The 20,698-nt window shown below is 50.6% G+C and carries 18 protein-coding genes; 4 read left to right on the forward strand and 14 right to left on the reverse strand.

From position 1 onward, the window contains the following. Window positions 1-7: 7 nt before the first annotated feature. The 3 genes from JW814_09665 to JW814_09675 all read right to left on the reverse strand — a co-directional run bounded on the left by JW814_09665 (window position 8) and on the right by JW814_09675 (window position 3,512). Window positions 8-1,084 (reverse strand): AAA family ATPase, encoded by a 1,077-nt coding sequence (locus tag JW814_09665; protein MBN2071710.1) that lies wholly within the window; start codon window positions 1,082-1,084, stop codon window positions 8-10. 326 nt (window positions 1,085-1,410) lie between these two features. Continuing rightward, window positions 1,411-1,833 carry a divergent PAP2 family protein gene (locus tag JW814_09670; GenBank protein ID MBN2071711.1) on the reverse strand — a complete coding sequence of 141 codons (423 nt, stop codon included), beginning with the start codon at window positions 1,831-1,833 and terminating at the stop codon, window positions 1,411-1,413. A gap of 59 nt (window positions 1,834-1,892) precedes the next feature. Then, entirely contained in the window at window positions 1,893-3,512 is a 1,620-nt protein-coding gene (locus JW814_09675) for a peptide-binding protein (GenBank protein MBN2071712.1), read from the reverse strand. Window positions 3,513-3,886: 374 nt separating this feature from the next. On the opposite strand from JW814_09675, the gene JW814_09680 reads away from it, so the two are divergent. Genes JW814_09680 through JW814_09690 form a run of 3 tightly spaced genes read left to right on the forward strand, consistent with a single transcriptional unit; the run spans window position 3,887 to window position 7,123 of the window. After that, window positions 3,887-5,053 carry a DUF1343 domain-containing protein gene (locus JW814_09680; GenBank protein MBN2071713.1) on the forward strand — a complete coding sequence of 389 codons (1,167 nt, stop codon included), beginning with the start codon at window positions 3,887-3,889 and terminating at the stop codon, window positions 5,051-5,053. 58 nt (window positions 5,054-5,111) lie between these two features. After that, the gene (locus JW814_09685; GenBank protein ID MBN2071714.1) at window positions 5,112-6,098 is read left to right on the forward strand and encodes an NTP transferase domain-containing protein; all 987 of its coding nucleotides are present in this window, start codon (window positions 5,112-5,114) and stop codon (window positions 6,096-6,098) included. After that, complete coding sequence (locus JW814_09690) at window positions 6,095-7,123, forward strand: phosphotransferase (GenBank protein ID MBN2071715.1); 1,029 nt, start codon at window positions 6,095-6,097, stop codon at window positions 7,121-7,123. Before JW814_09685 ends, JW814_09690 begins: the two co-directional genes overlap by 4 nt. Window positions 7,124-7,198: 75 nt before the next feature. Here the strand turns inward: JW814_09690 and JW814_09695 are convergent, their stop codons facing one another. From JW814_09695 to JW814_09730, 8 genes are all read right to left on the reverse strand, one after another. Further along, entirely contained in the window at window positions 7,199-8,266 is a 1,068-nt protein-coding gene (locus tag JW814_09695; GenBank protein ID MBN2071716.1) for an AI-2E family transporter, read from the reverse strand. A gap of 96 nt (window positions 8,267-8,362) precedes the next feature. Further along, window positions 8,363-8,800 carry an arsenate reductase ArsC gene (locus JW814_09700; GenBank protein MBN2071717.1) on the reverse strand — a complete coding sequence of 146 codons (438 nt, stop codon included), beginning with the start codon at window positions 8,798-8,800 and terminating at the stop codon, window positions 8,363-8,365. A gap of 93 nt (window positions 8,801-8,893) precedes the next feature. Continuing rightward, window positions 8,894-10,873, reverse strand: coding sequence for a von Willebrand factor type A domain-containing protein (locus JW814_09705; protein MBN2071718.1), 1,980 nt, complete (start codon window positions 10,871-10,873; stop codon window positions 8,894-8,896). A gap of 375 nt (window positions 10,874-11,248) precedes the next feature. Then, window positions 11,249-12,460, reverse strand: coding sequence for an aldo/keto reductase (locus JW814_09710; protein ID MBN2071719.1), 1,212 nt, complete (start codon window positions 12,458-12,460; stop codon window positions 11,249-11,251). A 63-nt stretch (window positions 12,461-12,523) separates the two neighbouring features. Continuing rightward, window positions 12,524-13,246, reverse strand: a complete 723-nt coding sequence (locus JW814_09715; GenBank protein MBN2071720.1) for a hypothetical protein — start codon at window positions 13,244-13,246, stop codon at window positions 12,524-12,526. A 117-nt stretch (window positions 13,247-13,363) separates the two neighbouring features. Beyond that, window positions 13,364-14,233: a TraB/GumN family protein gene (locus tag JW814_09720; protein MBN2071721.1), complete on the reverse strand. Its 870-nt coding sequence runs from the start codon at window positions 14,231-14,233 to the stop codon at window positions 13,364-13,366. A 75-nt stretch (window positions 14,234-14,308) separates the two neighbouring features. After that, on the reverse strand, window positions 14,309-15,247 hold the full coding sequence (locus tag JW814_09725) for a metallophosphoesterase (protein MBN2071722.1): 939 nt from the start codon (window positions 15,245-15,247) through the stop codon (window positions 14,309-14,311). 15 nt (window positions 15,248-15,262) lie between these two features. Next, on the reverse strand, window positions 15,263-16,393 hold the full coding sequence (locus JW814_09730; protein MBN2071723.1) for an ATP-binding protein: 1,131 nt from the start codon (window positions 16,391-16,393) through the stop codon (window positions 15,263-15,265). A gap of 242 nt (window positions 16,394-16,635) precedes the next feature. Here JW814_09730 and JW814_09735 point away from each other — a divergent pair, with 242 nt between their 5' ends. Beyond that, on the forward strand, window positions 16,636-17,682 hold the full coding sequence (locus JW814_09735; GenBank protein MBN2071724.1) for an AIR synthase family protein: 1,047 nt from the start codon (window positions 16,636-16,638) through the stop codon (window positions 17,680-17,682). A 66-nt stretch (window positions 17,683-17,748) separates the two neighbouring features. Here the strand turns inward: JW814_09735 and JW814_09740 are convergent, their stop codons facing one another. The 3 genes from JW814_09740 to JW814_09750 form a co-directional block, all read right to left on the reverse strand. Then, window positions 17,749-18,609: an HDOD domain-containing protein gene (locus tag JW814_09740; protein MBN2071725.1), complete on the reverse strand. Its 861-nt coding sequence runs from the start codon at window positions 18,607-18,609 to the stop codon at window positions 17,749-17,751. Between the two features lie 54 nt (window positions 18,610-18,663). Further along, a complete protein-coding gene (locus JW814_09745; protein ID MBN2071726.1) occupies window positions 18,664-20,106 on the reverse strand; it encodes a HAMP domain-containing histidine kinase in 1,443 nt (480 codons plus the stop codon). A 136-nt stretch (window positions 20,107-20,242) separates the two neighbouring features. Then, window positions 20,243-20,674 carry a hypothetical protein gene (locus JW814_09750; GenBank protein MBN2071727.1) on the reverse strand — a complete coding sequence of 144 codons (432 nt, stop codon included), beginning with the start codon at window positions 20,672-20,674 and terminating at the stop codon, window positions 20,243-20,245. Window positions 20,675-20,698: the final 24 nt, after the last annotated feature.

The raw sequence follows: 20,698 nt of genomic DNA on the forward strand, positions 1-20,698 counted from the left end.
AACTGACCTAAACGATCAGAAGGGAGTTCTCCTGCCCGAACTCGTTCAGGACGGTGTCCACATTATTAGGATCCTTGATCCATACTCCATCAACAATAAACCTGTATTCGTAATCGCCTGGATCGAGGTTCATCATTATTTTCCAGGTCTCGTTGTCTTCGCTCTTCAGCATCCGGATCCCCTCGTGCGACCAGTTAGTGAATTCTCCGGTCAGGCTGACGCTTGACGCGTTTGGAGCGTTCAGCGTAAAGAGTACGCCTGATTCAACGACTTTCGGACCGTTAAGTTTTACCATCCAGTCCTTGATATTCTCAACCTCAAACGATGATGTCTTATCCTCCTCGAGTTCGCGCGCAAGGGATAGATACTCCCACTGCAACCTTTCGGATCTGGGCATCTCAAAGATCGATACACCCCTGAGGGCCGCTTCCTTGTATTTTACCGAATGACTGATCGTCGTATCGAGAAGTATCCCGGCGTGGTCGCGCTCGAGTTCCATAACGACATCTCGGGAAAATGTCGTCCTCTTCTCGATATTGTTTACGATTATATGGATATTCGTCTTGTGTTTCGTCTCGCTCTTGAGGACTTCAAGAGTCTCCATCAGTCTCGACAGACCCTGCAGAGAAAAATAGCTCGGTTCCACTGGAATCAGCACTTCTCCCGAAGCAAGCAGGGAATTGAAAGTCAGCAATCCCACATTTGGAGGAGAATCGATAACGATATAGTCATAATCTCCGTTGAGTCTTACAAGTTTTGACGCGAGCCTCATCTCCCTTCCGGGCTTGCCGGAAAGCTCCTGCTCGATGGCGCTGAGAATCGGAGATGAGGGAATTACGTCAAGGTTGTCGTCGATAGTAAAAAGAGCATCCTTGACCATCACCCTGGGGTTTTTCAGAAGATCATAAGTTGTATACTGGACATCATGGTAACTGACGTCAAGTCCAAGGGAAGCATGTGACTGAGGATCAAGGTCAATAAGCAGGACCCGCTTTCCGATCTCGCCGAAAGCGGCGGCGAGATTTATGGCAATGGTGGTCTTCCCGCAACCACCTTTTTGATTGATGACCGATACCGCTCGCATTTACGTATCCTCCTGTTCCAGTGAAACCGGCCGAATGATGCGCATCGGTGCTGATACCAAAACCGGATCAATCGTAATCGATCCGGCAGAAGAGATCATTTCGGTGCATTCTATATGATTCTATATCAGATATTATCTTTCGTGTCCGCTGATAAACCATATGTCTCATCTTCTCCACCAGCCCGTCCTTCACCCCCTGAACAGAAGTAGATTCTGCCGCAAACATATACTCCACCTGCATTTTCGGTCATCAATCAGAATCGTGTCAAGGGTTTTTTGCCTAATCAGTGAGTAATAAAGCGTTCGGCACTCAACCAGACGCCTTTTTAATAATAGAGAAGCGCCACCAGAATGCCGACTATGAATCCGCCTATCACCTCACCCCAGGTATGGCCTATCAGTTCCTGCAGTTCTTCGGCGTTGAGATGATGCGTCTCTCTCACCTTTTCGATGATCTCATTGAGTACCCTGGCCTGGTTCCCTACTTCCTGTCTCAACCCGGTAGCTTCGAAAATAAAATACAGGCTGAATACGACGGATATCCCGAAAAGGGGTGAACCGACTCCCTGGTAGACGGCGACTCCCGTGGTCAGCGTAGTCACGGTGGAAGTATGAGAAGAAGGCATTCCCCCCGAATCGAACATACGGAAAAAATGAAATCCTTTTTTCTGAATCAGATCGATAAATGGCTTAAGTATCTGCGCCGCGATCGCGCTTATCAGCGCCGCGATAGCTATATCATGTACCATTCAGTCGCCTCTCAATGCCGCCCTTGTCACGGTGCCAGTGCGCCAGCGGCCGATCTCAATCAGTTTCCTGGCCTTTTTTCCCCTTCGATCCACCATTCATGCAGGTTATGAAAACTGCTTATGGCGTCAGGTTCAGCGTCCCTGAACCTCTTGTGCAATATAAGCAACTCAGACCTTACATATAGAAAAGTATACGGCTGCTCGTCATAGATCATCCTCTGCGCTTTATAAAAAAGAGGCCTTGCTTCGTCGAAATCGAACTTGGAACAGGCAAGGGCGTTGAGGCTGTCGACAACGGGATTGCAATATTCAACCCTGTTGTACCCGCCTTCTTTCCTCGCCTCACAAGACCATATCGGAGAAAGATCAGCTTTTGTGCTCGCGCTCCACGCGCTGATGATGGCGTCAAAATCAGCCGCTTTGTGCTTTGAGAGCATCACGGTCCATTCCATCGTTACGGGAATCACCTTTACCCCTATTTTTTTCAACTGCTCCTGTACCATGATCTGGATATCTGCGCGAATCTGGTTTCCCTGATTCGTGAGCAGTTCGAACTCAAAACGCCTGCCATCCTTTTCGAGATAGCCGTCACCATCCGTATCTTTGAATCCCTCTTCGGCCAGTATCCTCGATGCTTTTACGGGATCATGAGGTATTGGTTCGATATCGGGGTCGTAGGCCCATATGACCGGAGGGAACGGGCCTATACATTCCTTCGCGAGGCCGTAATAAAGATTGTCTATTATCATCTTCCTGTCGATGGCGTGGCTCAACGCTCTCCTTACTTTCACGTTGTCGAATGGAGGTCTGGCGCCGTTCCATCCTATGTATACGTACCCTCTTCCGTCATACTCGATGATCCTGAGATCGGGATACTTGCTTCTGAGCATCTCCACTTCCGCCGGAGGCGCCGTTTCCATGCAGTCGATCTCTCCAGCCCTGAGCTGGGTGATAAGGGTCATCTGGTCAGGAATGATCTTGAAGATCACTTTGCTGAGATAAGGTTTTCCTCTCTCGTAATAACTTTCATTAGGTACAAGTGTCAGAGACTGTCCCTTGTCCCATTTCTCGATCCTGAACGGACCATTGACGGGAAACTCCTCTACGGGAACCGCCCCTATCATCGCTGGCTGGTATTTCTCTATGAAATGTTTAGGGAGTATAGGTCCGTCGTTGACATCCATGATCTGGTACGGATAGATATGATTGAAATGATATACAACGGTAAGATCGTCTATGACCTGTACGCTGTCTATGTATTTCTTAAGATGCCTTCCACTCCATACGGCAGATGGATCTATCTGGAGCTGGTAGGTGGCTTTCACATCGTGCGCCGTGACTTTCACCCCATCACTCCAGAAGACACCATCTCTGAGATGAAATGTCAGCTTCGAGCGGTCCCCGGAAAATTCCCATGATTCAGCCAGCCGAGGAGAGAAGGTCAGAAGATCGGAATTCTCTTTGAGAAGCAGAAGAAAAAGCTGCTGATAGATATCCCTTGCGTGCGAATCGGTCGTCTGCATCGGATTGAGGGATTCGTAAGCGCTCGTCTCCCCGATTATCAGCGTTCCTCCGCGCTGCGCGGCGTCCCTGCTCTCGGTACATGAATAGGATGACAGAAAGATTACTGCCGCGAGCGCGAGCGATATCGATATCTTCATGACTCTGCCTTTTTTCATTGATTCACCATCCTTGGCATTCCGCAAAAACGTTCTCTGTCGAATATTATATCAGCCTGTCATTTAAACAAAGGAAAAAGCTCTTCTTCTGCCGCACTTTCACCCCCTCCACCGCTTAAAGTGAACTGCCAGGGATCGGGGTGTAACGGCAGTCTTCCGGACTCCGGCGGCCTCCTTTGAGCGCGGGCGCGGGTGGTGTCGATCATTTCCTTGGCATAAATGACTGAAACGTTTATTATGTTCGCAATCGGGCCGGGAAACCCGTGTCGTCCTGTCCCGGCAAAAGCTGCCCCCCTGGTCCTGATAGGTCAGTACGGGGATATCGAGATCATCCGCGGCGCCCCGGCGCTGCAAGATTATCGGAAGAGACGAAATTGGTCAAAACCGGCTGCGACATACTTGCCGATGGCTCGTGCGATTCTCTCAGGGGACGGAGGATAGCCCTGCTTGCCAATCCCGCTTCTGTCTCGTCCCGCCTGGTCCACGTCGCCAGGATACTGCTTGAAAACGGGATCGGCCTTAATGCTATTTTTGGTCCGCAACACGGCTTCCGCGGTGATACGCAAGCCAACATGATAGAATGGGAAGGATATATCCACCCCATTTACGGGATTCCCGTCCACTCCCTTTACGGTAAGACGAGGAAACCTGCGCCCGGGGACCTTTCGGGAATCGATATGGTCGTGATAGACCTGCCCGATATCGGCGCGCGCCAGTATACGTACATCTGGACCGCGCTGATGATGATAGAGGAGTGTTCACGCCTGGGAGTAGAAGTGCTGATCCTGGACAGGCCTGATCCGATAGGAGGTTCTGTCGTGGAGGGGCCGGTACTGAGAGAAGAGTATTTCTCTTTTGTCGGTATGCACCAGCTCCCCGCCAGACACGGATTGACGATCGGTGAAGCTCTCCTTATGATAAGCCATCTGCGCGGACTGAGCGGCCAGATCAAAGTCATCGCCCTGGAAGAGTGGAAGAGAGACCTGTATTTTGACGGGACGGGGCTGCCTTGGGTCCTGCCCTCTCCGAATATGCCGACCCTCGAAACTGCGATCGTATATCCCGGAATGGTGCTGCTGGAAGGAACGAATATATCGGAAGGACGCGGCACGACCCGGCCTTTCGAGATAATCGGCGCGCCCTGGATAGATTCGGCCAGGCTTCTTTCCGCTCTGGAAAGATCTCACCATGAAGGTGTGGCATTTCGCCCACTGGAATTTTCACCCGCGTGGGATAAATATGCTGGCAGACTATGCCAGGGGATCCAGCTCCATGTGACCAGCCGGGAGCTCTTCAGACCTTTCAGAACTGCCGCCATCCTGATCAGAACGATCTCGGATCTCTTCGGGGATGATTTCGAATGGCTCTTGCCGCCATATGAATACGACGATTCGCATATGCCGGTAGACATCATCTCCGGCGGTCCTGATCTGAGGCTGGCGATAGATATGAAGTCTGACATGAATGACCTTTTCGACTCATGGAAAAACGATGAGAACGATTTTCTCGCGGCTAGAAGAGAATTCCTTTTGTACGAATAAGAGATGCCAGGGGAAAAAACGAAGCGGTTCTAGCGGGTATTTCCGGTGAAAGTGTGATATGGGGAAAAAAACGTTGAAGATCGCTGGAATGATCCTGGCAGCGGGGTTCGGAAAGAGGATGAGGTCTATTACTTCCTTCATCCCAAAACCGCTATTGCCCGTGCTCGGAGTTCCAATGATCGCCATCAACGCTGAAAAACTCTCTTCAGCGGGAGCATCTGTCCTCCACGTCAATATTCATCACCTTGCCGATGATATCGAAAAGATAGTTAAGAAAGAAAAATGGCCGATGACCCTCCACCGCGAGAAGACCCTGCTTGATACGGGAGGCGGAATCGGTAATATGGCGCTCTCTCTCGGCGACGAGGAACTCATTCTTCTTACAAATTCCGATATATTGACCAATATCCCTTTTCAGCCGGCCATCAGGTACCACATTGAGAGAAAAGCCCTTTTTACGATGATCCTTACCGGAGAAGACCTGTCACTTCCCGTATCTCACCGTCCGCCGCTTCACGTTCATTGTGGCGCTGATCGGTCCGTCCTGTCGTTCGCTCCCCTGGGCCCCGATGAGAGTGCTCCCGGTGGGTATTTTGGCTACACGGGGATGTCGGTCATATCGAGGGAAGCGATCGGATATTTCCCCCATGGAGAAAAAACAAGCCTGATAGAGGTCCTGAAGACTATAATAAAGGAGAAGCCTGGAGCAGTAGCAGGATTTGTCGTTCAGGAAAAATCGGGATTCTCCTGGGGCGAGACGGGGACGTGCTCTTCCTACCTCGATCTGCACCGAAGGATCCTTATTCATAGGGATCTTTTCTCACCCCTGCTCAAACCGCCCCCCCTGCCGCTCCACGCCGGCAGAGGTTCTTTCATTCCCCCCGACACGCGTTGGAAGGGTTTTCTTGAGATCGGTCAGAATGTCACGATCGGAAAAGGTTGCACGCTGATCGATTGCGTCCTCCTTGAGGATTCAGTTATCGGCGATGGAATAAAACTCGAAAGGACTATCGTCTTCCCGGGAGGAGAGATGAAAGAGCAATGAAAGATATGGAAAATATCATCAATCAGTATCTCCAGACTGCGATCCGGTTGACAGGCGGGCTTCCTGGTGGCCCTTTTTCCCTCGATTCGACTTTCGACATCATAGCCGGAGGCGGCTCAGACAGGTTTTTTCTCAGAATAAAGGATGACAGGCGAAGCATAGTAGCGATGATACAATCTGGCGGGCCGGATGAATTTTCACGCTATATCGCGATCGGGGATTTCCTGAGAAAAAACGGGATCGCCGTTCCCGAATTCTACGCATTCGATCATGGCGCCGGCATCCTTTTGATGGAGGATCTCGGCTCACTCCATCTTGAAGACGCGCTTGAAGGAGCCAGCAGCGAAACTGAACTTTCCTTCTACCGCGAGTCGATGGAGATCCTTTTCAGGTTCCAGACCTCGGTGAAAAAAATGATGGCGGAGACAGGGATGCTCTCCGAAACGGTCTTCAACGAGGAAAAACTGCTCGGTGAAACGGAATACTTCGAAAGAGAATTTCTTGGAAGGTTCTTCTCCTCTTCGATCCCGAAGGGATGGGAAGCTGAGCGCCGGAGGCTCGCCAGAGAGCTGGCCTCCGAACCCCTGGTCTTTATGCACAGGGATTTTCAGAGCAGGAACATCATGATAAAAGGAGGCGAAGCGCGGTTGATCGATTTTCAGACAGCTCACCGTGGACCTGGAATATATGATGCCGCCTCGATCCTGAAAGATCCCTACCATCCCGTGCCGCCCGGAACAAGAAAGACCCTCCTATTGGAGTTCTACTACAGGTTGACCGAGACGGGAGCGGTAGGAGACCTCTCTTTTGAAGCTTACAGAGACAAATTCATCATCGCAGCGATCCAGCGTAATCTGCAGGCCCTTGCCGCTTTCGCTTTTCTTGGATTTGTAAAAAAGAAAAAACATTTTCTCGAATCTGTGCCGCGCGGTATCGACCTGCTCGAGGAAAGCGTCGACGAGTCGGGAGAGTTTCCCGCGATCAAAGCTATAATCAGTGAGTCGCGGGAGAAACTCGATATGTAATGATAATCTCCGTGGAAGACCCGCCGCTTCGCGCAAGAGTTCTATCTCTGACGGATTACTCCCTGACTTGACTTGTCAATCCGCTTTTTTATCACCCGACCCGCTCGGTCCGGGCGGAAGATGTGAACCGAGCAGTACCGCTATCCACCGCGTGTCTTCACGGCTCTCCAGGACGATCTTCATCGTCACGGTCAGGACTACTGACAGAAGCATTCCGACCGGTCCGAGGACCCACCCCCAGAAAATAAGGGAAAGGAATACTACCAGAGTCGAGAGGCCAAGTCCTTTACCCATGAATCTCGGTTCGACAAGATTGCCCATTATGAGGTTGATAAGAAGAAAAACGATCGCTACTCCCGAAGCCCTCCCAACTCCGTACTGGATTAGAGCCAGCAGGACCGGAGGTATCGCCGCTATTATCGACCCGATATTGGGAACATAGTTGAGAAGAAAGGCGAGAAGTCCCCAGAGCAGCGGATAATCGACCTGAAAGATCGAAAGCATCACGGCGACCAGCACTCCGGTTATCAGACTGATGACAGTCTTGATCGCCAGATAATTCTTTATATTCGATGTTATCCTTCCCAGCTGGGCGATGGAATCATCGGGATTTCGGAAGACTGAATGAAGTTTTGCCGGTATACTTGAGGCTTCGAGAAGCATGAATATCACCGTCAGGATAATCAGAAGCCCGTTGGTCAGGACTTCTCCGAGACTGTTGAAGAGTTTCCCGACAAGCTGCATCGCTTTCTGGGGATTGAATACTTCGACAAGTTCGAGATTCGATATATCCATTCCCCTGCTTTCAAGCCATTTCAAAAGATTTCCGTACTGATCATTAAGAGCCGTCCCGTATTTGGGGATGTTAGTCGAAAAATCATCTATCGAGCTGCCAAGAAGGCTTGCGATTATGAACCCGGCGAAGATCGCTCCGGCTATTATGACGACAATCGCGATCCACGCGTGGATACCCCTGTCCCTCATCCAGAAAAGAGGTGCTGAACATATTATCGATATGAAAGCGGCGAGCAGGAAAGGAACGACTATCTGCGATGACGCGCGCAGCCCCGCGACTACCACTACGAAGGCGGCTACTGTCAGAAGTGTCTGTGAAGCTCTCGATCTGTCGAACCCTGATTCCATGTGAGGATACTGATATGTTTTCGTGATAATGTCAACCGCTACGATCGGTCAGAAGCGAAAATGCCAGTTTTCATCAGGGGCGTCCTCATAAAAAGGTCACCGGTCATCCAACTCCGAAGGAAGCTTCTCAATAAAAGATCGTATCTCGTCCCTTACTCTTCTGTAATGAAAAAGGATCTTTTCTTTTTCCGTCTCCCCCGCGGCGAGGAGAGGAGGATCGTCGAAACCTCTGTGGATAAGACGGATCCTCGATGGAAAAACAGGACAGTTCTTTTCCGCGTCGGAGCAGACTGTGATCACGTAATCGAACTTTTCGGAGAGATATTCCGTGATTTCAGTACTTTCCTGATCCGAAATATCGACTCCCGCTTCGGCCATCACTTCGACGGCATAGCGGTTCAGCCCGTGAGTCTCAAGCCCGGCGGAAAAGGCATCTATGTGGCCTGCCCATAGATGCCTCGTCCACCCTTCAGCCATCTGGCTCCTGCATGAATTTCCAGTGCAGATAAAAAGCACCCTTATCCTGTCATCCATTTTCCACTCCTGCCGGCAGCGTGTCCTTACCTTTTATCCTATGCCTGTCCCCTTACGATGTTTTATAACACTGCTTCTGCTCCCGGGGCAAATCTATTTATTCTTTTCTCCTGTTTCCGGTTTGCTGCCGTCATCGCGAAGTTCAGCTATCACTTTGGCGAGATTTACCAGCCGGATGAACTCCGATCTGTACTCGTACCTGTCATCCCCCTTGGCGCCCCTGGCAAGTTCCAGGACAGAATCAAGGTCGGCCGATCCACGATACTCAGACTCCCTCAGTATCATACCGAACATCGCGACGGCGGCGGAGAACCTGAAGTTATTTGAAGATCTTCCGAGCGAGACGGGATCATCTTTAAGGACTTTGCTGATCAATCTGCTCTTGTCGCCCAGAGGCTCCTTGTACCTGATGTTTACAGTAAGCAGTTCGCCGGATTTTTTCGCATTTTTGCTGATCACCACGTCCTGGTACTTCAGGTTATCCTCGATCTCGCCCTCTCCGTCCGGTCCAGGCACGATCTCATAGAGGGCAGTGACTGTATGTCCCGCGCCGATCTCACCGGCATCCTTCGTGTCATCCTCGAAATCCTCTGTTTCAAGCATCCTGTTCTCATACCCTATCAGCCTGTACTCAGCGACCTTGGCCGGATTGAATTCAACCTGGATCTTCACGTCTTTGGCGATCGTATAGAGAGTCGCGGTGATATCATTGACGAGGACCTTCTTCGCCTCCATGATGTTGTCTATGTAGGCGTGGTTGCCGTTACCCTTGTCGGCGAGCTGTTCGAGCCTGTGATCCTTGTAATTTCCCATTCCGAAACCGAGCACCGTGAGAAAGATCCCGTCATCGCGTTTCTTTTCGATGAATTCTATCAGCTCCGACGAACTCGATATCCCGACGTTAAAATCGCCGTCGGTAGCGAGGATAATCCTGTTGTTTCCATCCTTTATGAGATTCTCCCTGGCCACTTCATAAGCAAGCCTGATCCCCTCTCCCCCCGCCGTCGATCCCCCGGCCCGCAGCCTGTCGAGAGCTTCAAGGATCTTCTCCTTTTGCGATCCTCTCGTCGATGGAAGAACCAGCCCGGCCGTGCCGGCATAGACGACTATCGCCACCTGGTCGTCCTGCCCGAGTTGATTGACGAGAAGCCTGAAAGCATCCTTCAAAAGGGGAAGCTTGCTCGGTTGATCCATCGAACCCGACACGTCGAGAAGAAAAACCAGGTTGCTCGGCCTTCTGTCTTTTTCATCGAGCTCTTCTCCGCGAAGACCTATGTGCACAAGCCTGTGGTCTCTGTTCCACGGACACTCGGAAAGCTCCAAATTTATCGAAAAAGGTTCTCCTTTTCCGGGTTTTTCATAGTCGTAATCGAAATAGTTGATCAGTTCCTCTATCCTGATCGCGTCCTTGTACGGATACTGGTTGTTATTGATGAACCTTCTCATATTGGCATAAGAAGCGACATCGACGTCGATGGAGAATGTGGAAAGGGGATTGGCGATCACGCCAAGGAACCTGTTGTCGTTGATATGTTCGTACTCTTCAGTATTATATTCCGCGGGAGGGTACGGTCTTCGGATGATCCCTCCGCCAAGAGCCATATCCTTGGTCGGTTTTCCGAAAAACTGGCGGTCACTGTCCTTTACTTCGACCATTTTCATCTCACCGCCGACAATGATTTCCTGGGTCTGGCCGACAATTTCCTCTTGCAGTCTAAATTCGATCTTTACCGTCTTACCGGCGACTACTTCGACTTCCTTTTTCTCCTCGATCCTGTAACCCATCATCATCACCTTGACTGTGTACCTGCCCGCTGGGACAGCTGCGATCAGGAACGAGCCGTCCTCCAGGGTCATCGCTCCGTACTTAGTTCCCACGATTATAACGTTGGCGTAGGGAAGCGGTTTACCGGTCTTATTTTCGACCACCGTGCCGCTTATCTTTCCGGTCTGCGCGCCGGCCAGAAGAATCGGCGTCAGCGCGCGGTTGATTCCTCCTGTCAGGGTTGCAACGATCAAAATCGCGGCGGTTATGTATGCTGCGGCCTTCGATTGGATTGAGTGATGTCTCATGATTGCTCCTTTCGTTTCTCCTGGCATGAACCGGCGAGACGATCCATGCTGTCATTTTTCATCTCGCATATTAGACCGGAAAAATCACTCCAGTGTTCCCCTCCTTCGATTTTTTTTGTGGCAGGGACAAAAATTCCGGCAGCCCCCCGGTTGCGGGGATAGCCAGAAGGACCCGGTCCGGACGATTTTCGTCCTGCGCGGGGTTTTCCGGGTACGGTGGAATCTTTGTTGAAAAATCATCCCTTGATATTAAAATCTAATTATCAGAGCGCTTCCTGTCAAGAACCGCGGCGAGCCGGTCACGCGTCCGGACCAGCTCGCCTTTAAAAATAAGCGGAGATGCCAGTCATCTCCCGGGAGGGACTGATCGTTTATCTACGCGAGGAAATCGTCCGGAACATCGCCGAGTCTCGCGATATCTGATATCTTCCCTTTTACGTCGAAACCCATCCGGCAGTCGACGCTGCATGACGCGCAGCCGCCGCAGAGACCGCTCTCCTTAAGGACCGGCCTGATAGTCTCCTTCGCCTTGGAGAGGTTCCTGTATCCATACGCGTACATGTAACTTCTCATCATCGATGGAATATCGATGTGATTTCTGCACTGGTCGATACATCTTCCGCACTGGTCACAGTAGAGGCCCTGATAGCCGGCAGCGGACCCGAGCTCGAGATCTTTTTTCTCCTGCGCGCTCATCTTTAGATCGGCCATAACGGAAATATCTTCTTCAAGCTGTTCGAAAGTGGTAAAACCGGGGATAGAGGTATGCACGTTCTCATCGCTCAGGACCCACTTCAGCGCCGCTTTCATGTTGATCATCTTCGTGCGTTCCTTGTCCCAGTAGACTCCCGCCTGGGTCTTCATCGCGACTACGCCGATCCCTTTCTTTGCCGCCCTGGCAATAGCTTTTTTCACTTCTTTCCAGTGAGGCTGACGGAAGTTATAGGCGGTCAAGACGACATCGTAGGAACCGCTTTCGATCATTGCGTCTATGACCTCTACTTCGTTCGTGTGGACCGATACCCCTGACGCGAGGATCCTGCCGTCCTTCTTGAGTTTTTCGAAGGCCTTCAGGACCGGTTCGTAAAGGACCGCTTCCCTGCTTGCCAGCGCGTGGGCGTGAAGGACTTCCACGTAATCGACTCCGAGCCTTTCCAGGCTGCCTTCAAAAGTCTCTATGAACGCCTCGGTCGTCGCTTCCTTCTTGAACGATCCCGTTTTCTGATCGATCGGAAGATAGACCTTCGTGCTGATCATATAGGAATCTCTCGGCCTCCCCTTGATGACCTCGCCGACGACCTTTTCATGCTCTCCGTTACCGTACGTATTGGCCGTGTCGAAATGGGTAAGCCCGGCGTCGAGAGCGGCGCTGAATATCGCCGCATCCTGGGCCTGGGCGCCGATACTTACGATCGGCACTTTTATTCCCGTTCTTCCAAGAGTCCTGTAAACGAGCTTTTTCTTTTTATTCTCTTTTTTCTCTTCCTGAGCGCCGAGGAGCGCGGGGGCCAGAGCGGCTCCAGCTATTCCGGCGATCCCCACCCTGATAAAATCTCTTCGCCCTGTCTTTAATTCTTTCTTCTCCATTGCTGACCTCCAGACCCCTTCGGGCAGTTGTTTTGCCTGTCTCCCTAATTGATCTTTTCCCGATCATCTGAAACTGAGAAAATCACTCTTTTTAAACCAGCCGGGGACTGTATATACATTCTCCGGCGGATCCTTTTCCTCGATTCCCGCTACTTCGGAAATTCCTTTCCTGGCCTGCCCCTCCGCGTACTGGGTCGATTCCGAAAAGATTTCAAGACCTTTGGCGGCCATTCTTGCTTCCCTGTAATCGTCGCTGAGATTGTTCATCCTGTAGACGGTATCATGATATTTCTCAAGAACCGCTGGATCGAACGGAAGATCGGTGGTGAACCACGAACTGATCTCGGTCTCCCTGTAGCGCGTCCCCCTGTAATCGATCCATGACACAAGGTTGTAGCAGAGGCACTCGCGACCGTCGATCTTTTTCGTTTTCCCGGCAGGTTTAACTTCCCCCTTCGTGGGATACATCGCCAGGCGCTGCATCCTCTCGGGAGATACGACCTTTGCCATGTCGAGCGGTAATTCTGTCTCAACGTACGTACTGTCACTCATCTGCATGATGGTCAAAATATTCGAAGAAAGATCAAGGATAAGATGATAATTATCGCTTATCGAAGCTATCCGTCCTTCCCCTATCCACAGCTCGCTCTCACTGTCGACCGCAGGATCGATCGTCCCGTGATGATAGCTTGCGTCAGTGTGATCTTTCATCCTGATACAGGTCTCCGCTTTCAACGATACGGCGCTGATGACAACCAGGATCGCGGTCATTATCGATTTCAGCATAATCCCTCACTTTCCCTGAGATCCGTCATGATACAAGAGAAACAATTCTGCTCCAGTATCTTTGATGAAAACCTGGCAGTCAACTCTAAAACAGCGCCTTCACTGCCGGGACATTCTTTATTCCAATCCGTATCTGATAACGACACAACCCATCTCTTCAAGTCTCCTTATAATTCCTTCCTCGCCGATAAGGTGAGCGGAACCGACCAGGATCAATTCCTTCTCTTCCGAATCGAAGAGATCTTTTATCTGTGGAAGCCATTTTCTGTTCCTCTCGACTATAAGAGTCTCATACAGCCCGGGGTATTCTTTCCTTATGCTTTCTACAAGCAGGCTGTCGATTGTCTCTTCGTCCCCGCTCTTCCACGAATCTATAAGGACTCCGATCATCTCGGGAGTCTTTTTCAACTCCTCGATCGTATGGATCATAAACTCGTCCTCGTACCCTTCCCCCATGGAAAGAAGATAGTCTACCTGGTCCTCGATCGATTCGAGCCCTTTTACAGTTTTTCCTTCCGACCCCGCCTTCTTCTGGTAGAAGAGATCGATCCCATCCTGGTCGATCCCCAGCTTCTGAAGTTCCATTCCGAGAAGGACAGTCGCGGCAAGTGACGGTTTCAGGCTGTTCAGAGCGGCGACAGGCAACCCGGAAGCATCGCAGTATAATCTGAGCTCGGCGAATGCTTCATCCGAAAGTATCTTTTCGAGACTTTCTCCCTCGCTGAAAGACCCTTTGGACAAGATCATTTCGATAACGGCAGGATCGTTGAGCCTGCCGAGATCCGTTTCCAGAACGAGGATATCGGAATCGAGATAAGCCCTGTCGTACTCTTCCGGCAGGGGATAATCGCTCTCGCGCAGCATATGGACAGTCCCGCCGATATAAACAGTGTCTCCGCCCGAGACCACTTGCCAGACCATGGGGCCCGAATATGTCGGAGAGGCGAAGAATAAGATCGTGATGAGCGCGGCAATGGACCTTTTCATTTTTATACTCCCGTTCTGAGATCGCCGATCGTATAGGAATGTCACCGGCAGGAGGCAGAGATAGCGGCTGCAGTCTCAATTCCTGGCTTTCCACCCGAATGATTCATAAAAATAGTCGTACTTCTCTCCATCGATGTCAATTACGACAAATCCTTCAGGAAATCCTTCGTATGGCCCTTTCCACCAGGCGCCGCTGACAGCTCCTCCGGTGACGAAGTGCGTCCCCCTGATCGCTATCTGTTCGACGATGTGCAGATGTCCCTGCAATACGAGCTTGAGGTTATAACGATCGAAGAGCGCGAGGACTTCGTGAGAGTTCACCACGACTTCTGCCGGGGGAGAGATCGACGCCGCCCCTTCTTTTATCTGCCTGAAAGCTGTGACGAGCGGAATATGCCCAGCGAGGATGATCGGCTTGTCCCTCCCTGTTTTTTCAAGATCGCGAGCTATCCATTCGAGCTGTTTTTTCCCGACAAAACCGAAATACCTTCTGTCAACCCGGAATTCTATCGTATCGAGAAGGATAAAATGCCATCCCCTGAAATCGAACGACCGGTACGTCGATCCGCCGCCGATCTTTTCCATGAACATCTTCTTTCCATACAGGGGATGCCCCGAATCGACACCGCTTGCCGGGTAGAGGCCGAAGATCTCATGATTTCCGATCACGTCATAGACGGGGGCTTCGATACCCCCGCGCATCTCGATATAGAGATCGTAAAGATACCCGGCCCTGGATTGATCGACTTCGAGGGCGTCGTAAATAAGGTCGCCTCCCGTTATTACAAGGTCGGGGTCGAGCTGGTTGATCCTCTCGATCGCAGCCCGGAACCCTCCTGTTCCATTCAATTCAGGCATCAGGTGTATATCGCTCATGAATACAAGGCGGAAGGATTCCGCCCTGAGAATCGCTGCCGAACCTGCGAGCAGAAAAATGGCTGATATAATTATACAGGTCATACGATTTGTCTTCGATGACCCGTGATCTCCCTTTTTTGTTCTCGTATTGATCATATCCTCTCTCCCAATTTAAGAACCTCTCCTGATCCATATCTTAAAAAACCGGTCGCTTATGAAAAACCTGTTTCCATCCCGATCGATCACATCGCGCGCCAACAGGTTATTGACCGCCCTCTGCACGGAAGAAGGCGTACTGAGATTATACTTCGTAATAAACACCGTTCCAAAAATCTCAGGTCCCGGAGATTCGACAGCAAGTCCTTTCAAAATCCGGCGATGATTCAGACCGAATGAATCCCATAAAGATGTATAGGCGTAATTCTCCCTTTCAAGCAGAAGAGCTATCGCGAGTTCTATCATACTTTCAGTCACGCCGGAATCCTGTTCGCATAATTCCCATACGGCGTGGCAGAGGTGCTGCGTGTAAAATGGATGGCCTCCGGTATGTTCGCAGATCATCGTGATATAGGAATCTTCGATAGATTTTCCACTCGACTGAAAATGATTCCGGATAAAAGGTTTCCACGATTCAAGATCTATCGGCCCGATAGGATAATGACCCCCTGATCTGTAAAGTGGACGGTTTTGATCGAGAAACATCTTCTGGATCAAATGCTTCTTGCTGCCCAGAAAAATAAACGACACTCCGCTCTGATCCTGAATCGCGCTCCTGAGAGTCCGCTCAGCCTTATCAGAACCATACTCGAGGATTCGCTGAAATTCATCGAAAACCAGTACTACCCGGCGTTTTCTTTTTTCGGCGATCAGCCTCGGTGCCCGCAAGACCTCATCCAGGTCAGGTAGTTCGTTTCCGCTCTCTCGAAAAGAAAAGGTGACCTGAGGCCTGCCCTCTGAATCCGAGGTAATTGCTGGAAGCAACCTGCTGAAAAACCGCTGCGCGACTTCGAGCATTTTATCGGCCGTACCAGAGAGGCTCTCCGTGATCGCCTTGGCGACAGCTATAGCGAATGAAGCCTCTCCGTCGGTGGGCCACAGATCTATGTACGCGCCGACGATCTGAGATCCGGGGAGATCCTGAAGGGCACGTTTCACCAGTGAGGTTTTTCCCAGGCGACGTTCCGAATAGATAAACAGCCTGTCGCCATTCTCCATTGCCCTTTTGAGATCTGCGATCTCTTTGACGCGGTTGCAGAATGAACCATTACCTACGACGCCACCATACTTGAAGGGATTTACCATATTACGCTCCTTGCATAACGCATTCTGCGTAATTAGCTGAAGTATGTCAAGCCTTTTTTCAACAGTTGACGGCTATATCGTATCTCATATATTATCATCCTGTTCGATTCAGGGGAGCCCTTTCTCGCGTCCAGGCAAAAGAACGCGGGGACCAGGGCTGAGAGTCCCGGAGGTACCGGGAGACCCTCTCCCCCGATGAGGGGACGAACCTGATCAGGGTAATTCCTGCGAAGGGAGAAGATATGTCAGAAGAGAAACTGCCCGATCTCGGCAAGATACATCCCGAATTCTTCGATCGAGTCATCTATCCCCGGCTTGGCGTCAGGGACGAATCGGTACTGATCGGTCCGCGCCATGGCGTTGATTACGGAGTGATAAGGATCGGGGACAGGTGCCTGGCCATGTCTTCTGATCCATTTTTTATAATGCCCGAATACGGCTTTTCCAGGGCTGCATGGTTCGCCTTTCATATTGTCTTCTGTGATGTCGCGGTTTCCGGCCTGACGCCGAAATATCTGACTATCGATCTCAACCTTCCACCCTCGACGACCGAGGCGCAACTTGAAGAACTCTGGCAGGTCGTGCATGATGAATCCTGCAGGTACGGCATAACCGTACTCACCGGTCACACCGCCAGATACACCGGTTGCAATTTCCCGATGGTCGGTGGCGCAACCACTATCGCCGAAGGTCCTGAATCGGAGCTAAGAGGGCCACATCTCGTAAAGACCGGGGACAGGGTACTCATTACGAAGGGTGCCGCTATTGAAGCGACAGGCCTTCTCGCCGTAGGATTCCCCCAGCATTTCATAGATGCGGGAGGGGATCAGTTCAGGAAAGAGGCTGAAAACATCTTCTACCAGATGTCGGTAATGGACGATTGTATCATCGCTCGGCGCTTCGGCGGGGTCCACGCGATGCACGACGCCACCGAATGCGGAGTGTGGGGAGGACTTTACGAAATGGCGAGGGCCGGCGGATTTGGTTTGCGGATCGACAAAAAATCGATTCCTGTCCTTCCCGTCGTCGCGAAGACTGCCAGGCTTTTCGATTTCGATCCATTCTGCGCGATAAGCGAAGGAACGCTGATCGCTATCGTAGCTCCGACCGAAGCTCTTGAAGTAGTCTCCGCCATGAACGCCGAGGGAATAGAATGTTCGATCGTCGGCGAGGTCGTCGAAGAGAGCGAAGGAATGAATATCATCGAAGATGACAGGACGATTCCCCTGGAGCATCCAAAATCAGACCCATACTGGAGGATCGTCTCGGAACTTACGCAAGGCGGATGATCGATCGCGATCATCCCGTGGACCAGAGGTTAAGCGAAAAGGCGCATACGAGATAAGACCGCTCCTTCATACTGTCGTGGCTGCCGCGGTATTGAGGGAAGCTTCGGTCTCCTCTACCTGTTTGCGGGCTTTCTGTATGATGAACCTGATCTGCGGTTCATCGAGCTGGAACCGTCTGGACACTCGATCCCTTGCCACATCCTCGATCGTTGGTCCCCTGCGCTGATCGTCTGCCAGCTTGGCGATAAGGTTTCCCAGGTATGTGATCTCTGTAAGATCCTTGTTTTTACCGGTTTTTTTGGGAATATGATGATACTTGACCGCGTCGGTGAGGCTTCCCGGGAATTTCCACTTTCTCAGCAACCTGCTCCCGATCATCCCGTGATGCATTCCGAGAACTTTTTCCTCGGCATCGACATGTGACAATCCTTCTGCGACCTGGTCTACGACCTTCTGCAGAAGCCCCCTGTCGCATTCGGCAAGGACGAGTTTACCTATATCGTGAAGCAACCCTGCTGTATAGGCAACCTCGATCATCTCCTGCCTCGCGAAGAATGCCAGCTGTTCGCAACAGGACCCGGCAAGGATGGAATGTCGCCAGAGATCGACATCTTCTCCGTCATATACCAATACCTTCTTTTTCAGATAGATCGAAGGACCAAGGGTTATGCACATGTTGGAGATAGTATTGAATCCGACCATAACTACAGCTTCGTTGATTGAAGAGACTTTTTTCGACAGCCCGTAATATGACGAATTGCATAACTTGATTATGCTGGCGGTAAGAGACTGGTCCCGTTCGATCAGTTCGAGTATGTCCCGTATATCCGCGTCAGGGTCGGCTGTAAGATCGACAAGACGCTTTATTACCGCGGGAATAGTGGGAAGCTGGTCTATCTTTTTTATCAGCATATTGACATCTAGCATCTTTTCACCGCCATTGTTCGATAATTCTGTAAGGTTCTGATGGAATTCATATTCTCAACATCTTTTCGATTGCCGTTCCACCTGCAGGCTGTTTATTACGGGAAGCCAGATTGAAAATTCGGCTCCCTGTCCCCTGTCACTTTTACAGTAGAATCTGCCGCCATGACCTGCGATGATCTTCTGCGATACTGAGAGACCAAGGCCAAACCCTTTTACCTCGCCTAGGGCTGAATTCGAAGCCCTGGCGAACGGTTCACACATCATCTTTATCTCATCGATCGGGATCCCTACTCCATCATCCTTTATTCTCGAAATGAAATAATATTCGACCTCTGAAGATATTGCCCCATCGCTCTTCCGGCTGCCCTTTTCCCCTCCGGACCCTGGACTTCCCTCGTCGGACTGCCATGCCCGGATCTCTATCCCCTCAGCTTCATCCGGTCCTGCGTGACTTGTCATGACATTAATATCTATATGCCCGCCCTTTCCGACAGAACTGATCGCGTTTTCGATCACGCTCTTGTAGACAAGCTTCATTTTGACCGGATCGACGATCACTTCCTTCATATCGACATTCCGGTCGAACCTTAACGCTATACCGCTCTCTTCCATCCTGGTTAAATCCTCGGTTATGCATTCTCCGATCAGGGCTACCATATCGGTATGCCTTAGATCTAGCGAGGATTCATTAAGCCCAAGTTCGTTGAGAGAAAGTATCTGTTCTATCTTTTCCTGAAGGCGGTTCACGGCAGTCTGGGCGAGCTCGATCAATGTCTTGTCCTGCGAATCCTCCGGCTCGATCGACCAGAGCGTGCTTTTAAGAATAGTGAGCGGCGTACGAAATTCATGCGACGTATGGAGCATGAATTCTTTTTTTATCCTGGAGAACTTTATCAGTTCGTTTTTCGACTTCGTGACATCCTGATACAAAAGGGCGTTTCGTATGGCAAGAGTCGCGACCCTGGAGATCGTTTTCAGTATCTCAATATCCATATCCGACAGACCGCATCCATCGATCTTTTCACCTATCAGAGCGAGACCTATCATGTCGGATTCATCTCCGAGGCAAATAGCCCAGGAAAAACCTTTTTCAGAAAACAACCCGATAATGTCTTCGACTCCATCAGCACTCTTATCTGTTCCTGCAGACTCGAAAATTTCCAGGATCCCGTCATCGCGACTCACGCTCGCTATAAGATTGGAATCGAGACTGATATCGCCTGGCAGGTCGACGGAGCGGATTCCAATGGAATGAAAATATTCAAGTTTTCCCGATTCGGTGGAATAAAGGTAAAATGCCATCTGGTTTAAACATAGCTGTCCCGTTGTCGTCATCGTCAGCAGGGGAACTATTTTTTCAAGGTCCAGAGTCGTACCGAGTTTTTCGGTAAGTCTGAAAAGAGTCTCGAAAGCGAAATTCTTCTCGTCGACCTGTTGCTCAAGTTCCCTTATCCGGGCCGTGATTTCTTCAGTACCGTTTTGCGTTACGACTTCCATCGCTACCTGCCAGATTAATACCTCTATATGTCTCGACAGAAAGGTCACGCCACTGAAGGCGAAAATTGCGGTCTGACAAAATAATTGATTATTTGATTTTGAGGAGTATTTAGAAAAATCCGAAAAGAGATCTTCTTTATTGACTGTCGTCCGTGTCCTGCCAGCATCGTTCGAATTCGATCAGTTCGACGGGGAATCCATCAGAAATGATCATTGCGACTCTTATCCCTTTCATCGGAGACCCGATTTCTCCAATAATTTCATACCCTTCGATCGCTTTGTCGAGATCATCTACCTCAAAAGCAAGGTGCGGCAGCCTCTGGATGATCTCCGAGACCGGGCTGTCCGGTTCGAATCGCATGGTCTCTATTCCGAACGGATTGTGTCCAAATCCACTGACATACATCCTGAAATCGGCCAGATACCTTTCCCCTGTTCTTTTTTCTTTTACCGGAACACCAAGATGGTGATATCTCCATCCCCAACCTGCCGAAGCTTCTGGAGGATCGCTCTCAAGGCGCTCCCTGGGCTCCTTGTTTTCGGAATCATCATTTTTCGAATCTGACATTATCGCCTCACTTCTCTTCCGTAT

This window comes from Candidatus Krumholzibacteriota bacterium, assembly GCA_016932415.1.
Classification (GTDB): domain Bacteria; phylum Krumholzibacteriota; class Krumholzibacteriia; order Krumholzibacteriales; family Krumholzibacteriaceae; genus Krumholzibacterium.

Coding starts and splice junctions, on each gene's coding strand:
- JW814_09665 (MBN2071710.1), bottom strand. CDS start 1,084: ATGCGAGCGGTATCGGTCATCAATCAAAAAGGTGGTTGCGGGAAGACC.
- JW814_09670 (MBN2071711.1), bottom strand. CDS start 1,833: ATGGTACATGATATAGCTATCGCGGCGCTGATAAGCGCGATCGCGGCG.
- JW814_09675 (MBN2071712.1), bottom strand. CDS start 3,512: ATGAAAAAAGGCAGAGTCATGAAGATATCGATATCGCTCGCGCTCGCG.
- JW814_09685 (MBN2071714.1), top strand. CDS start 5,112: ATGGGGAAAAAAACGTTGAAGATCGCTGGAATGATCCTGGCAGCGGGG.
- JW814_09690 (MBN2071715.1), top strand. CDS start 6,095: ATGAAAGATATGGAAAATATCATCAATCAGTATCTCCAGACTGCGATC.
- JW814_09695 (MBN2071716.1), bottom strand. CDS start 8,266: ATGGAATCAGGGTTCGACAGATCGAGAGCTTCACAGACACTTCTGACA.
- JW814_09700 (MBN2071717.1), bottom strand. CDS start 8,800: ATGGATGACAGGATAAGGGTGCTTTTTATCTGCACTGGAAATTCATGC.
- JW814_09705 (MBN2071718.1), bottom strand. CDS start 10,873: ATGAGACATCACTCAATCCAATCGAAGGCCGCAGCATACATAACCGCC.
- JW814_09710 (MBN2071719.1), bottom strand. CDS start 12,460: ATGGAGAAGAAAGAATTAAAGACAGGGCGAAGAGATTTTATCAGGGTG.
- JW814_09715 (MBN2071720.1), bottom strand. CDS start 13,246: ATGCTGAAATCGATAATGACCGCGATCCTGGTTGTCATCAGCGCCGTA.
- JW814_09720 (MBN2071721.1), bottom strand. CDS start 14,233: ATGAAAAGGTCCATTGCCGCGCTCATCACGATCTTATTCTTCGCCTCT.
- JW814_09725 (MBN2071722.1), bottom strand. CDS start 15,247: ATGATCAATACGAGAACAAAAAAGGGAGATCACGGGTCATCGAAGACA.
- JW814_09730 (MBN2071723.1), bottom strand. CDS start 16,393: ATGGTAAATCCCTTCAAGTATGGTGGCGTCGTAGGTAATGGTTCATTC.
- JW814_09735 (MBN2071724.1), top strand. CDS start 16,636: ATGTCAGAAGAGAAACTGCCCGATCTCGGCAAGATACATCCCGAATTC.
- JW814_09740 (MBN2071725.1), bottom strand. CDS start 18,609: ATGCTAGATGTCAATATGCTGATAAAAAAGATAGACCAGCTTCCCACT.
- JW814_09745 (MBN2071726.1), bottom strand. CDS start 20,106: ATGGAAGTCGTAACGCAAAACGGTACTGAAGAAATCACGGCCCGGATA.
- JW814_09750 (MBN2071727.1), bottom strand. CDS start 20,674: ATGTCAGATTCGAAAAATGATGATTCCGAAAACAAGGAGCCCAGGGAG.